At 72.6% G+C, this 14,092-nt stretch carries 10 protein-coding genes; 6 read left to right on the top strand and 4 right to left on the bottom strand.

The annotated features are described in order from the left end of the window. Positions 1-45: 45 nt before the first annotated feature. The 4 genes from IE096_RS03970 (at position 46) to IE096_RS03985 (ending at position 6,018) form a co-directional block, all read left to right on the top strand. Entirely contained in the window at positions 46-1,263 is a 1,218-nt protein-coding gene (locus tag IE096_RS03970) for a CaiB/BaiF CoA transferase family protein (RefSeq protein WP_189448411.1), read from the top strand. Continuing rightward, positions 1,260-2,402, top strand: a complete 1,143-nt coding sequence (locus IE096_RS03975) for an acyl-CoA dehydrogenase family protein (RefSeq protein WP_189448413.1) — start codon at positions 1,260-1,262, stop codon at positions 2,400-2,402. The genes IE096_RS03970 and IE096_RS03975 overlap by 4 nt, the downstream gene beginning before the upstream one ends. A 48-nt stretch (positions 2,403-2,450) precedes the next feature. Then, positions 2,451-3,665, top strand: a complete 1,215-nt coding sequence (locus IE096_RS03980; protein WP_189448415.1) for an acetyl-CoA C-acetyltransferase — start codon at positions 2,451-2,453, stop codon at positions 3,663-3,665. A gap of 184 nt (positions 3,666-3,849) precedes the next feature. Then, entirely contained in the window at positions 3,850-6,018 is a 2,169-nt protein-coding gene (locus IE096_RS03985) for a 3-hydroxyacyl-CoA dehydrogenase NAD-binding domain-containing protein (RefSeq protein ID WP_189448416.1), read from the top strand. A 36-nt stretch (positions 6,019-6,054) separates the two neighbouring features. Here IE096_RS03985 and IE096_RS03990 read toward each other — a convergent pair whose 3' ends face one another. Then, positions 6,055-6,780, bottom strand: coding sequence for a MerR family transcriptional regulator (locus IE096_RS03990; RefSeq protein ID WP_189448419.1), 726 nt, complete (start codon positions 6,778-6,780; stop codon positions 6,055-6,057). 155 nt (positions 6,781-6,935) lie between these two features. Continuing rightward, complete coding sequence (locus IE096_RS03995) at positions 6,936-8,480, bottom strand: M1 family metallopeptidase (RefSeq protein ID WP_189448421.1); 1,545 nt, start codon at positions 8,478-8,480, stop codon at positions 6,936-6,938. A 168-nt stretch (positions 8,481-8,648) separates the two neighbouring features. Here IE096_RS03995 and IE096_RS04000 point away from each other — a divergent pair, with 168 nt between their 5' ends. Both IE096_RS04000 and IE096_RS04005 read left to right on the top strand, forming a co-directional pair. Further along, a complete protein-coding gene (locus IE096_RS04000) occupies positions 8,649-10,640 on the top strand; it encodes a Xaa-Pro dipeptidyl-peptidase (protein ID WP_189448423.1) in 1,992 nt (663 codons plus the stop codon). A 122-nt stretch (positions 10,641-10,762) separates the two neighbouring features. Further along, positions 10,763-12,310 (top strand): carboxylesterase/lipase family protein, encoded by a 1,548-nt coding sequence (locus tag IE096_RS04005; RefSeq protein WP_189448425.1) that lies wholly within the window; start codon positions 10,763-10,765, stop codon positions 12,308-12,310. A gap of 10 nt (positions 12,311-12,320) precedes the next feature. Here the strand turns inward: IE096_RS04005 and IE096_RS04010 are convergent, their stop codons facing one another. Together IE096_RS04010 and IE096_RS04015 are read right to left on the bottom strand one after the other, a co-directional pair. Next, positions 12,321-13,214, bottom strand: a complete 894-nt coding sequence (locus IE096_RS04010; protein WP_189448427.1) for a dihydrodipicolinate synthase family protein — start codon at positions 13,212-13,214, stop codon at positions 12,321-12,323. Then, positions 13,214-14,014 carry an aldolase gene (locus IE096_RS04015; RefSeq protein ID WP_189448429.1) on the bottom strand — a complete coding sequence of 267 codons (801 nt, stop codon included), beginning with the start codon at positions 14,012-14,014 and terminating at the stop codon, positions 13,214-13,216. Before IE096_RS04015 ends, IE096_RS04010 begins: the two co-directional genes overlap by 1 nt. Positions 14,015-14,092: the final 78 nt, after the last annotated feature.

The raw sequence follows: 14,092 nt of genomic DNA on the forward strand, positions 1-14,092 counted from the left end.
ATCACGAGTGTTACAGCGGTTGTGTCACAGGGACGTGGGGGCCGTATGGACGACGGGGCAGGGACGGGGACGGGGACGGGGTCGACAGCGGGCGGGCCGCTCGCCGGGGTGCGGGTGGTGGAGCTGGCGGGCATCGGGCCCGGGCCGTTCGCGGCCATGCTCCTCGGCGATCTGGGCGCCGACGTGGTCCGCGTCGAGCGGCCCGGCGGGCCCGGGCTGGCCATCGATCCGGCCCACGACATCACCAACCGCAACAAACGCTCGGTCCTCGTGGACCTCAAGTCCGAGGACGGCGCGCGCACCGTCCTCGATCTGGCCGCCCGCGCGGACGTGCTGATCGAGGGCTACCGCCCCGGCGTCGCCGAACGCCTGGGCGTGGGCCCCGACGCCGCGCTGGCCCGCAACCCCGCGCTCGTCTACGGCCGGATGACCGGCTGGGGGCAGGACGGGCCGCTCGCCGCCGGCGCCGGGCACGACATCGGCTACATCGCCGTCACCGGCGCCCTCGGCCTGACCGGGCCGGCCGACGGCCCGCCCTACGCGCCCGCCAATCTCCTCGGCGACTACGCGGGCGGCTCCCTCTATCTGGTCATCGGTATCCTCGCCGCCCTCCAGCACGTCCGCTCCGGCGGGCCCGGGCAGGTCGTGGACGCCGCGATCGTCGACGGCACCGCCCACCTCACCGCCATGCTCCACGGCATGCTCGCGGCCGGCCGCTGGCAGGACCGGCGCGGCGCCAACCTCCTCGACGGCGGGGTGCCCTTCTACGGCACGTACGAGACGGCCGACGGCGGGTACATGGCGGTGGGCGCGCTGGAACCGCGCTTCTACGCCGAGTTCACCCGCCTCCTCGGCCTGGCGGAGGACACGCCCGGCCGTGAGGACCCCGCCCGCTGGGGCGAGCTGCGGGCCGCCATCGCCGCGCGCTTCCGGCAGCGCACCCGGGCGGAATGGACGGAGGTCTTCGAGGGAACGGACGCGTGCGTCGCGCCCGTCCTGTCGCTGCGCGAGGCCCCCGACCACCCCCACCTCGCCGCGCGCGCCACCTTCACCCGCCACGGCGGCATCACCCAGCCCGCCCCCGCCCCCCGCTTCTCCGCCACCCCCGGCTCCGTGCGCCGGCCGCCCGCGCGGCCGGGGGCGGACACCGCCGAGGTGGCCCGCGACTGGGACGTCCCCGGTCTCGAACGGCACGCCGAACGGCACGCCGAACGCCACGCGCCGGGCGTCGGCGCGGCAGAGAAAGGCAGTCAGAAACGATGAAGCGTCAGCTCTTCACCGCCGACCACGAAGCCTTCCGCGAGACCGTGCGCACCTTCCTCGCCAAGGAGGTGACCCCGCACCAGGAGCGGTGGGAGAAGGACGGCATCGTCTCCCGTGACGCCTGGCGGGCCGCCGGGCGCCAGGGGCTGCTGGGCCTGGCCGTGCCCGAGGAGTACGGCGGCGGTGGCAACCGGGACTTCCGCTACAGCGCCGTGCTCGCCGAGGAGTTCGCCCGCGCCGGGGCGGCCGGTCTCGCCGTCCAGCTGCACAACGACATGGTCGGCCCGTACCTGGCGAACCTTTCGACCGAGGAGCAGAAGCGGCGCTGGCTGCCGGGGTTCTGCTCGGGCGAGGCCATCAGCGCCATCGCCATGACCGAGCCCGGCGCGGGCTCCGACCTCCAGGGCATCCGCACCACCGCCGAGGACCGGGGCGACCACTGGCTGCTCAACGGCGCCAAGACCTTCATCTCCAACGGCATCCTCGCCGACCTGGTCGTCGTCGTGGCCCGGACGACGCCGGAGGGCGGCGCCAAGGGGCTCAGCCTGCTGGTCGTGGAGCGGGGCATGCCGGGCTTCGAGCGCGGCCGCAACCTCGACAAGATCGGGCAGAAGGCGCAGGACACCGCCGAGCTGTTCTTCGACGACGTCCGCGTCCCCAAGGAGAACCTGCTGGGTGAACCGAACGGTGCCTTCGGACACCTGATGGCCAATCTGCCGCAGGAGCGGCTGAGCATCGCCGTCTCCGCGATCGCCGCCGCCGAGCACGTTCTGGAGATCACCACCCGCTATGTCAAGGAGCGCGAGGCGTTCGGCCGGCCGCTGGCCAGGCTCCAGCACATCCGCTTCGAGATCGCCGAGATGGCCACCGAGTGCGCGGTCACCCGCGCCTTCCTCGACCGCTGCGTCACCGACCACGACCGGGGCGAGCTCGACGCCGTCCACGCCTCCATGGCCAAGTGGTGGGCGACCGAGCTCCAGAAGCGCGTCGCCGACCGGTGCCTGCAGCTCCACGGCGGGTACGGCTACATGGCCGAGTTCCCGGTGGCGAAGGCGTTCACCGACGGACGGATCCAGACGATCTACGGGGGTACGACCGAGATCATGAAGGAGATCATCGGCCGCTCCCTGCTCTCCTGACCCCTCTCCCTCTGCCTCCTCCTGCCGACTTCCGAAAGGCCCACGCCCTTGAGCACCGAAGCGTACGTATACGAGGCGATCCGCACCCCGCGCGGCCGTGGCAAGGCCAACGGCGCCCTCCACGGCACCAAGCCCATCGACCTGGTCGTCGGGCTGATCCACGAGCTCCGGCGGCGCCTGCCGGACCTCGACCCCGCCGCGATCGACGACATCGTGCTCGGCGTCGTCAGCCCCATCGGCGACCAGGGCTCCGACATCGCCCGCATCGCCGCCATCGCCGCCGGGCTGCCCGATACCGTGGCGGGCGTCCAGGAGAACCGCTTCTGTGCGTCGGGCCTGGAGGCCGTCAACCTCGCCGCCGCCAAGGTCCGCTCCGGCTGGGAGGACCTGGTCCTCGCGGGCGGCGTGGAGTCCATGTCGCGGGTGCCCATCGCCTCCGACGGCGGCGCGTGGTTCGCGGACCCGATGACGAACATGGACGTCAACTTCGTGCCCCAGGGCATCGGCGCCGACCTGATCGCCACGCTCGGCGGCTTCTCCCGCCGCGACGTGGACGCCTTCGCGGCGCGGTCGCAGGAGCTGGCCGCCGCCGCGTGGAAGGACGGCCGCTTCGACCGCTCGGTGGTGCCCGTGCTCGACCGCAACGGCCTCGTCGTCCTCGACCGCGACGAGCACCTGCGCCCCGGGACCACGGTCGACACCCTCGCCGCCCTCAAGCCCTCCTTCGCGGCCCTGGGCGAGCAGGGCGGCTTCGACGCGGTGGCGCTGCAGAAGTACCACTGGGTGGAGAAGATCGACCACGTCCACCACGCGGGCAACTCCTCGGGCATCGTCGACGGCGCGTCGCTCGTGGCCATCGGCAGCCGCGAGGTCGGCGAGCGCTACGGGCTGCGGCCCCGGGCCCGTATCGTCTCGGCCGCCGTCTCCGGCTCCGAGCCGACCATCATGCTCACCGGCCCGGCCCCGGCCACGCGCAAGGCGCTGGCCAAGGCGGGGCTGACCATCGACGACATGGACCTGATCGAGGTCAACGAGGCGTTCGCGGCGGTCGTGCTGCGGTTCGTCGAGGAAATGGGCGCGGACCTGGAGAAGGTCAACGTCAACGGCGGCGCCATCGCCCTGGGACACCCCCTGGGCGCGACGGGCGCGATGCTGCTGGGCACGGTCGTGGACGAACTGGAACGGCGCGACGGCCGCTACGGGCTGATCACGCTCTGCGTCGGGGGCGGGATGGGCATCGCGACGGTGGTGGAACGGGTGTGAACGCGCGCGGTTGGTAATCCCCGGTCCCGCCCCTTCCCGTAACCGGGGCTCCGCCCCGGCCCCCGGTCGCGCGGAGCGCGGCACGGGGGTGCGAGGGGGCGGAGCCCCTTCGGAAACGGTGAAAGGGCGGGACCGGGGCCTCAAACCCGTCGGCCACCCACAGACTCGCAGGAGACTTCGAACAATGACCGCATCCACCATCCGCTACGACCGCGACGCGACCGGCATCGTCACCCTCACCCTCGACGACCCCGCCCAGTCCGCCAACACCATGAACGACGCCTTCAAGTCCTCCCTCGCGGCGGTCGCCGACCGCCTGGAGGCCGAGAAGGAACAGATCCGCGGCGTGATCGTCACCTCCGCGAAGAAGACCTTCTTCGCGGGCGGCGACCTCCGCGAGCTCATCAAGGCCACCCCCGCCGACGCCCGGCGCGTCTTCGACGCCGGCATGGCCGTCAAGCGCGACCTGCGCCGCATCGAGACCCTCGGCGTCCCCGTCGTCGCCGCGATCAACGGCGCCGCGCTCGGCGGCGGTTACGAGATCGCGCTCGCCTGCCACCACCGCGTCGCCCTCGACGCGCCCGGCTCGAAGATCGGCCTGCCCGAGGTCACCCTCGGCCTGCTGCCGGGAGGCGGCGGCGTCACCCGCGCCGTACGCCTCCTCGGCATCACCGACGCCCTCCTCAAGCTCCTGCTCCAGGGCACCCAGTACAGCCCCCGCCGCGCTCTGGAGGCGGGCCTCGTCCACGAGCTCGCCGCCGACCCCGAGGACCTCCTCGCCAAGGCCCGCGCCTTCGTCGACGCCCACCCCGACTCCCGCCAGCCCTGGGACGAGAAGGGCTACAAGATCCCCGGCGGCACCCCCGCCAGCCCCCGCTTCGCCGCGAACCTCCCCGCCTTCCCCGCCACCCTGCGCAAGCAGACCGGCGGCGCCCCCTACCCCGCGCCCCGCAACATCCTCGCGGCGGCCGTGGAGGGCTCGCAGGTGGACTTCGAGACCGCGCAGGTCATCGAGGCCCGCTACTTCACCGAGCTGGTCACCGGGCAGACCGCCAAGAACATGATCCAGGCGTTCTTCTTCGACCTCCAGGCCGTCAACTCCGGCCGCAGCCGCCCCCGGGACATCGCCCCGCGCACCGTCTCGAAGGTCGCCGTCCTCGGCGCGGGCATGATGGGCGCGGGCATCGCCTACGCCTGCGCCAGGGCCGGGCTGGAGGTCGTCCTCAAGGACGTCTCCGCCGAGAACGCCGCCAAGGGCAAGGCGTACTCGGAGCGCCTCCTCGACAAGGCCGTGGCCAGGGGCCGCACCACCGAGGCCGAGCGGGACGCGCTGCTCGCCCGGATCACCCCCACCGCCGGCGTCGCCGACCTCGCGGGCTGCGACGTCGTCATCGAGGCCGTCTTCGAGGACCCGGCGCTCAAGCACAAGGTCTTCCAGGAGGTCCAGCAGGTCGTCGCCCCCGACGCGCTGCTGTGCTCCAACACCTCCACGCTGCCCATCACGCTCCTCGCCGAGGGCGTCGAGCGGCCCGCCGACTTCGTCGGGCTGCACTTCTTCTCGCCCGTCGACAAGATGCCGCTGGTGGAGATCATCAAGGGCGAGCGCACCGGCGACGAGGCCCTGGCCCGCGCCTTCGATCTCGTCCGGCGGATCCGCAAGACGCCCATCGTCGTCAACGACTCGCGGGGCTTCTTCACCTCGCGCGTCATCGGCCGGTTCATCAACGAGGGCGTGGCGATGATCGGCGAGGGCCTCCCCGCCGCCTCCGTCGAGCAGGCGGCGGCCCAGGCGGGCTACCCGGCGAAGGTCCTCTCCCTGATGGACGAGCTGACCCTCACTCTGCCCCGCAAAATCCGCGAGGAGACCCGGCGCGCCATCGAGGAAACCGGTGGCACGTGGGCGCCGCACCCGGCCGACGCGGTCATCGACCGGATGGTGGACGAGTTCGGGCGCACGGGCCGGAGCGGTGGCGCCGGGTTCTACGACTACGTGGACGGCCGGCGCGCCGGCCTGTGGCCGGGGCTGGCGGAGCACTTCGGCCGGCCGGACGCCGCCCCGGTCCCCTTCACCGACATGATGGAGCGCATGCTCTTCTCCGAGGCGCTGGACACCGTCCGCTGCCTGGAGGAGGGCGTGCTGACGTCGGTCGCCGACGCCAACATCGGCTCGGTGATGGGCATCGGCTTCCCCGGCTGGACCGGTGGGGCGCTGCAGTACGTCAACGGCTACGAGGGCGGGCTGCCCGGCTTCCTGGCCCGCGCCCGCGAGCTCCAGGAGGCGTACGGCGAGCGGTTCGCGCCGCCCGCGCTGCTGGTGGAAAAGGCGGAGAAGGGCGAGACGTTCACGGACTGACGCTCCCCGGGAAGGTACGGGGGCGGGGCCGCGCGCTCAGCCCCCGTACGTCTCCCGCAGCTCCTGCTTGAGCGACCGCTGGAAGGCGGTCACCAGCGCCTGCACCACCATCGGCTGCATGTGCGCCGACAGCGACTTCATCGCCTCGACCTGCTCCGGGTCGTCCTCCCGCTCCCGGTAGGGGCCCCAGACCTCCTCGTGGAAGAGCCGGGTGAGCTCGCGCGCCGTCGCCCGGGCGTGCTCCAGCAGGACCGTGCGGGCCGCGAGGATCGTCTCCAGCGCGATGGGCACGTCCAGGAGCGCCAGGCCCAGCCCCAGCAGCCCGGGGTCGACGCGCAGGGCGTCGCCGGATTCGGGGCGTTCCAGGACGTTCATGGCGGCGAGCCGGTCGAGATCGGTGTCGGTGAGGGGGCGCCCCGCGCGCCGCTCCAGCGCCTCGCGCGTGGTCTCCTCGGCCTTGTCCGGGGTCCAGGAGGCCACCAGGGCTCGGTGGATGGCCAGGTCGTGGGCGCTCAGGTCGGCCGGGAGGCCGCCCAGATAGCGTTCGATGGCGGCCAGGGTGAGGCCCTGGTGCTGCAGCTCCTCGATCAGCGCGAGCCGGGAGAGGTGGGCGGAGCCGTAGCGACCGACGCGGCGGGGGCCTATCTCGGGCGGCGGCAGCAGCCCCCGCGTGCTGTAGAAGCGCACGGTACGGACGGTGACGCCGGCGCGGGCCGCCAACTCGTCGACGGTGAGGGAGGGTTCCTCGGTCCCCGTGGTCATCTGCGAATCGCCTCGCTCTCCTGTCGCGCCCTGCGTGTTCAACAGTATTGCTGTGTCACCAGCGCTGTGAAACCCGGAAACGGAAAGGGGCCCGTCGCCGTGGCGACGGGCCCCTTCGAGCAGGACCGGTTCGAGCGGGACCGGAGGGAACCGGGTCAGTGCTGGTGGCCGTGGCCGTCCTGCGCGGCCTGGATCTTCTTCCAGGACTTGGGCTCGACGGGCTTGGCCGGCGCCGCGAGCGCCTTGCCGGACGTGGCGGCCTTGGGGGCGGCCTTGGCGGCCTTGCCGATGCCGTCCTTCGCGGCGACGGCGGCGCTCGGCTTGGTGTCCGTGAAGAGCCAGGTGTCGAAGAGGCTCTTCAGCTGCTTGCCGGAGACCTTCTCGGCGTACGCCACGAAGTCCTGCACGGAGCCGTTGCCGAACTTGTTGTCCGTCTGCCAGCCCTTGAGGATGGCGAAGAAGGTCTTGTCGCCGACCCGGTTGCGGAGCGCCTGGAGGGCGACCGCGCCGCGCTGGTACACGGCGCCGTGGAACTGGTTCTCGGCGCCCGGGTCGCCCGGCTTGACCTTCCAGAAGGCGTTGTCGGCCGGGATGCCGTCGTAGACGTAGTCGGCGAGCTCCTGCGTGGTGCCCTCGCCCTCCTTGTCCGACCACAGCCACTGGGCGTAGGTGGCGAAGCCCTCGTTGACCCAGATGTCGCGCCAGTTCTTCACCGAGACGTTGTCGCCGAACCACTGGTGGGCGAGCTCGTGCACGACGAGGGAGGTGTTGGCGCCGTTCGCGAAGCCGGAGGGGCTGTAGTACGGGCGGGTCTGGGTCTCCAGCGCGTAGCCCGTCTTGACGTTCGGGACGTAGCCCCCGATCGCGTTGAACGGGTACGGGCCGAAGATCTTGCTCTCCCACTCGATGATCTCGGCGGAGCGCTCGACGCTCGCCTTGGCCGAGTCGAGGTTGTCGCCCAGGTCCTTGCTGTAGGCGTTGAGGACCGGCAGGCCGTCCGACGTCTTGTCGGTGGTGATGTCGAACTTGCCGATGGCCAGCGTCGTCAGGTACGACGCCTGCGGCTTGGTGGACCGCCAGTTGTAGCGCGTCCAGCCCAGCTTGGAGGTCTGGGACTTGAGCTCGCCGTTGCTGACGGTCTGCAGGCCGTCCGGCACCGCGATGGAGATGTCGTAGGTGGCCTTGTCGCGCGGGTGGTCGTTGCTCGGGAACCACCAGGCCGCCGACTCCGGCTCGTTGGCCACGACCGCGCCGTCCGGGGTGCGCTGCCAGGCCGAGTACCCGCCGATCTTCACCTGCGAGGGGGTACCGCTGTAGCGGACCACGACGGTGATCTGCTTGCCCTCGGGCAGGGGCGCGGAGGGCGTGATCTCCAGCTCGTGGTCGCCCGACTTGGCGAAGAAGGTCGGCTTGCCGTTGACCGTCACCTCGCTGACGTCCAGGGCGAAGTCGAGGTTGAACCGCGACAGCGCCTGCGTGGTGGTGGCGGTGAGGGTCGCCGTGCCCTCCAGCTTGTCCGTCTGCGGCTGGTACTTCAGCCGGAGGTCGTAATGGGATACGTGATAACCGCCGTTCCCGGCCGTCGGGTAGTACGAGTCGCCGACGCCCGGAGCGCCCGGCGTGGGCTCGGCCGCCGACGCCGGGATCGCCAGCAGCAGGGAGGCGGCGGCCGCGGCCGGAACGATCAGTCTGTGACGCACGAGGCACTCCAACTCGTAGGGGGCGAGTGATCAATCGCAGCCTATGTACTCATTGGGGGACCGGGTATGTCCATGGTGGTTTCTGTCATGTGATCGACACACCGGTGACACCGCGGCCCCCGCCAACCCCCTTCTGCACAGGGGTTTTCCCGCGCTACCGTCCGCCCCATGCCCATATCCTCGCGGAGATCCCGCATACCCTGGACGAAATCCCTCCCCACGGCGCTGACGGCCCTGACGGCCCTGCTGGCCGTCCTCCTGCCGACCCCCGCGCTCGCCGCTCCGACGGCGAACGGCGGGAAACCACCGGGCGAGAGCAGACCCGTCTACTCCTACGACCGGGCCGTCCGCGAGTCCGTGTGGGTCGACACCCGCGTCGACGGCGACCGCGACGGCCGCGCCGACCGCGTGGCCGTCGACATCATCCGCCCCCGCGAGGCCGCCGAGCAGGGCCGCAAGGTGCCCGTCATCATGGACGCCAGCCCGTACTACTCCTGCTGCGGGCGCGGCAACGAGAGCCAGAAGAAGACCTACGACGGGCAGGGCCGCCCGGTCCAGTTCCCCCTCTACTACGACAACTACTTCGTCCCGCGCGGCTACGCCGTCGTCCTGGTCGACCTCACCGGAACCAACCGTTCCGACGGCTGCGTCGACATCGGCGGCCGCTCCGACGTCCAGTCCGCCAAGGCCGTCGTCGACTGGCTGAACGGCCGCGCCCGCGGCTACTCCTCCCGCACCGGGACCACCGCCGTCGCGGCCGACTGGACCACCGGCTCGGTCGGCATGATCGGCAAGAGCTACGACGGCACGATCGCCAACGCCGTCGCCGCCACCGGCGTCGAGGGCCTGAGGACGATCGTCCCCATCGGCGCCATCAGCTCCTGGTACGACTACTACTTCGCCAAGGGCGCCGCCCTCTACAACGGCGGCCCCGACGGCCTGGCCAACGGCATCGAGAGCCCGGAGGCGCGCGGCCGCTGCCAGGCCGTCCAGCGCGAACTGGTCGAGGGCGCGCCCCGCACCGGCGACTGGACGCGGCTGTGGAGCGAGCGCGACTACGTCAAGGACGCCGGCAAGGTGCGTGCCAGCGTCTTCGCCGTCCACGGCATGCAGGACCTCAACGTCCGCACCAAGCACTTCGGCCAGTGGTGGGACGCGCTCGCCGCGCACGGCGTCGAGCGCAAGGTCTGGCTGTCCTCGGCGGGCCACGTCGACCCGTTCGACTTCCGGCGCGACGCGTGGGTGTCCACGCTCCACCGCTGGTTCGACCACTACCTCCTCGGCTACGACAACGGCGTCGAGCGCGAGCCGATGGCCGACGTCGAGCGGGCCCCCGACCAGTGGTCCACCGACCGCGTCTGGCCGCCGACCGGCACGCGCACGGCCGTCCTGCGGCCGGACACCGGCGAGGTGCCCGGCGTCGGCACGCTCGGCACGGAGCCGGCGCCGCGCGGGGCGACGGCGGAGTTCACGGACGACCCGAGCCTCGGCGAGGCCGACTGGGCGACGCGCATCGACGAACCGACGGAGAGCAAGGCGGGCTTCGTCACCGGTCCTCTCAGCGAGGACCTGCGTCTCGCGGGCTCGTCGACGGTGCGATTGGCTGTCACGCCGTCGACGACCTCGGCGCATCTCTCGGCCGTCCTCGTCGACCTCGGCCCCGCCACGATCCGCAACTACGCGGGGGACGGCGAGGGCATCCTCACCCTCGCGGACAGGGACTGCCTCGGCGCCGGCACGGCGGGCGACACCGGCTGCTTCAAGCGCACGGCGGCCGACCGTGCCGACGTCGACCACACGGTCTTCAGCCGCGGCTGGGCCGACCTCGGCCACTACGCCGGGCTCGCCCACGGCGTCCCCCTGACGCCCGGCAAGCCGTACACCATCACGCTGGACCTGGCCGCGACCGACCACGTCGTCCCGGCGGGCCACCGCCTGGCCCTCATCGTGGCGGGGACGGACTCGGGCCTGATCGTCCCGGCGAGCACGACGCCGCGCGTGACGGTGGACCTCCACGGGACGTCCGCCCGGCTGCCGCTGGTCGGCGGCGTGGCGGCGTTCGCGAGGGCGACGCGGGGTGCGGCCCTGTCCGGGGGCGTCACCACCCCCGTCGCGCCCCCGCGCGGGCTGCGGCTGCCGGAGCTGACGCACCGGCCGTAGCGGTCCGGTCGCCGACGCCCGGTCCGTAATCCGCTGGCCCTCGTCCCGGCCCGGGCGGGATGATGACGTGCTGCCGACACGGTATTCGTGACAGCGTTCTCCCTGCCCGGGAAGGGGCTGCGATGACGATTCCCGCTTCCGGAACGCCGACGGGCTCCGAGCCCGGGCCCGAGGTCCGCACGACGGCCGGGGTGCTGCGCGGCCGTACGGAAGGGGGCGTGGCGGTCTTCCGTGGCGTCCCTTTCGCCGAACCGCCGGTGGAGGCGCTCCGGTTCGCCGCGCCACGGCCGGTGAAGGGCTGGGACGGGGTGCGCCCGGCCGTGTCGTACGGGCCGCCGCCTCCACAGGCCGGTTTCTTCGGCATGGACGCGCTGGCGCGCGACGCGTCCGGCACCGATTGGCTGACGGCCGACGTCTGGTCGCCCGAGCCGTACCCGGGAGCGGGACTCCCGGTGATGGTGTGGATCCACGGCGGCGGCTACAGCTTCGGCACCGCCGCCCTCCCCGAGTACGACGGGGCCCGCCTCGCCCGCGACGGCGGCGTCGTCGTGGTGACGTTCAACTACCGGGTGGGCATCGAGGGTTTCGCGTCGATCGAGGGCGCCCCCGCCAACCGGGGCCTGCTCGATCAGGTCGCCGCGCTGGAGTGGGTGCGCGACGGCATCCGGGCGTTCGGCGGCGACCCGGACCGCGTCACGGTCTTCGGCCAGTCGGCGGGGGCGGGATCGGTCGCCGCGCTCCTGGCGATGCCGAGTGCGGCCGGGCTCTTCGGCCGGGCGGTCGCGCAGAGCGCCCAGGGGACGTTCTTCTCCCCGGCGCTCGCCGCCGACATCGCCGCCGCCTGCGCCGCCGGGCTGGGGCTGCGGCCCACGGCGGCCGACCTGGCGGCCGTGGCCCCGGACCGCCTGGCCGCCGCCGGTGACGCGGTCGCCGCCAAGTCCACCTCGTTCGCCGGACGCTGGGGCCGGGCCGCGCTGAGGACGATCCCGTTCTCGCCCGTCGTCGACGGCGACGTCCTGCCCGTCACTCCCTGGCAGGCCCTCGCCAACGGCGCGGGCCGGGACGTCGACGTCCTCACCGGCCACACCCGCGACGAGCACCGGCTGTTCAGCGCGCTCGACGGCACGCTCGGCCGGGTGACGGACGAGCTGGCGGCGACCGTCCTCCGGGACTTCGCCCCCGGCCCGGACGGCCCGCGCCGGTACGCCGACGGTTTCCCGGCCGCGGGCCCGGAGGAGCTGTACGAACTGGTCCACTCCGACTGGCTGTTCCGCATGCCGAGCCTCCGCCTCGCCGAGGCGCAGATCACCGGCGGCGGACGCGCCCATGTGTACGAGCTGACCTGGCCCGCGCCGGGAATGGGCGGCGCCCTCGGGGCGTGCCACGGCCTCGACGTCCCTCTCGTCTTCGGCAATCTGGCCGCCGGTCAGCCCGCCGCGCTCTTCGGCGAGAGCCCCTCCCCCGCCGGGGAGGAGCTCTCCGCGTCCATGCGCACCGCGTGGACGGCCTTCGCCACCCACGGCGACCCCGGCTGGCCCGCGTACGACGCCGGGCGGCGCCTCACCCGGATCTTCGACACGCGACCGGCTGTCACGGCCTACCCGGAGGAGGCGTCCCGCCTCATCTGGCAGGACCACGCCTTTGCGGCACTGCCGCTGCTCGGCGAGTAGCCGTCTCCGCTCAGGCGGCCGGCGCGTCCAGCAGCGCGCGCAGCTCCTCCCGGTCCCCGGCGGGCAGCGGCAGCAGGGGCGGTCGGGGCGGGCCCGCCGGACGGCCCTGGAGGTCCAGGCCGGCCTTGACCGCGCGGGGCAGACCGTGACCGACGATGAACTTCAGCAGGGGCAGCAGCTCGGCCAGCAGCGCGTCCGCCCGCGACGCCTCGCCGGCCCGGAACGCCTCGTAGAGTTCCAGGCACCGGCGGGGCACCAGGCAGGGCGCCGCCGTGCACCAGCCGACGGCTCCGGAGCGGAACGCGTCGAGGGCGACGGGATTGCTGCCGTTGTAGACGGACAGGGTGCCCTCGGAGCGCTCCAGGAGCTCGCGGAAGCGTGCGACCTGGCCCGAACTCTCCTTCACCATCGTCAGATTCGGAATCTTCCCGGCAAGCGAGACGATCACCTCGGGCGACAGGTCGACACCGCTGGTGCCCGGGTTGTTGTAGAGCATCACGGGAAGGTCCGTGGCCGCCGCGACGGTGGTGAAGTGGTGGTGGAGCTCGTCCGGGGTCAGCTTCCAGTACGTCTGGGCCAGCACCATGATCGCGCTCGCACCATGGCGAGCAGCCGTCCGGGCCCGGCGCACGGTCGTCTCCGTGCTCCAGTGCGAGACCCCGACCAGCGTCGGGACCCGGGCGGCCACGGTCTCCAGGGTGGTCGCGCAGACGGCCTCCCACTCGGCGTCCGTCAGGTAGGCGCTCTCTCCGGTGCTGCCCAGCGGCGCGACCGCGTGGCTGCCCGCGTCCACCAGGTCGGCGACCAGCCGGCGCAGGGCGTCGAGGTCCAGCTCCCCGGTGTCCGGGGAGAACGGGGTGACGGGGTACGCGACGATCCCGGCGAGCGGCGGCGGTACGGACATCACAGGGCCGTCCCTTCAGTCGTGAGGCAGTCGGGGTGGTTGCGCAGGGCGCGGCGCGCGTAGTACGCGAAGTTGGCCTGGCTGCGCCGGTCGGTGGAGGTCCAGTCGTGCGCCTCCTTGGCGAGGTCGTGCGGCAGGGGCCGGATCGTGCCGGCGGCCATGGCCAGCAGCTGGAGCCGGGCGGCGCGCTCGATGAGCATCCCGAGGTTGCACGCCTCCTCCACGGTGGCGCCCGTGACGAGCTGCCCGTGGTGGGCGAGGAGGACGGCCCGCTTCTCCCCGAGCGCGGCAGTGATGATCTCGCCCTCCTCGTTGCCGACGGGCACCCCCGGCCAGTCCTTCAGGAAGGCGCAGTCGTCGTAGAGGGGCGTGGTGTCCATCTGGGAGATGACGAGCGGGACCTCGAGCATGGCGAGGGCCGAGGTGTGCAGGGAGTGGGTGTGGACGATGCAGTTCACGTCCTCACGGGCCCGGTAGATCCAGGAGTGGAAACGGTTGGCCGGGTTGGCCATGCCGTCGCCCTCCAGGACGTTGAGGTCCTCGTCCACCAGCAGGAGGTTGTCCTCGGTGATCTCGTCGAATCCGAGCCCGAGCCGCTGGGTGTAGTACGTGCCCGGGGCCTCGGCGCGGGCGGTGATCTGCCCGGCGAGCCCCGAATCGTGGCCGCCGTCGAACAGGATGCGGCAGGTGAGGGCCAGTTTCTGGCGGGTGGTCAGCGCGGATTCGCCGAAGTGCTCGCGCATCTGCCGCTGGGCGCGGTCGACGAGGGATCCCTTCGCCTCACGCAGGGTCGTTGCCATGTGCGGTGCTCCAATCTCAGGAAACCTCGACCACGATATGACACAAGGTGTCATGGAGGAAGGGGGCCGTACTAGGAT

Source organism: Streptomyces abikoensis, from assembly GCF_014648775.1.
GTDB lineage: Bacteria > Actinomycetota > Actinomycetes > Streptomycetales > Streptomycetaceae > Streptomyces > Streptomyces abikoensis.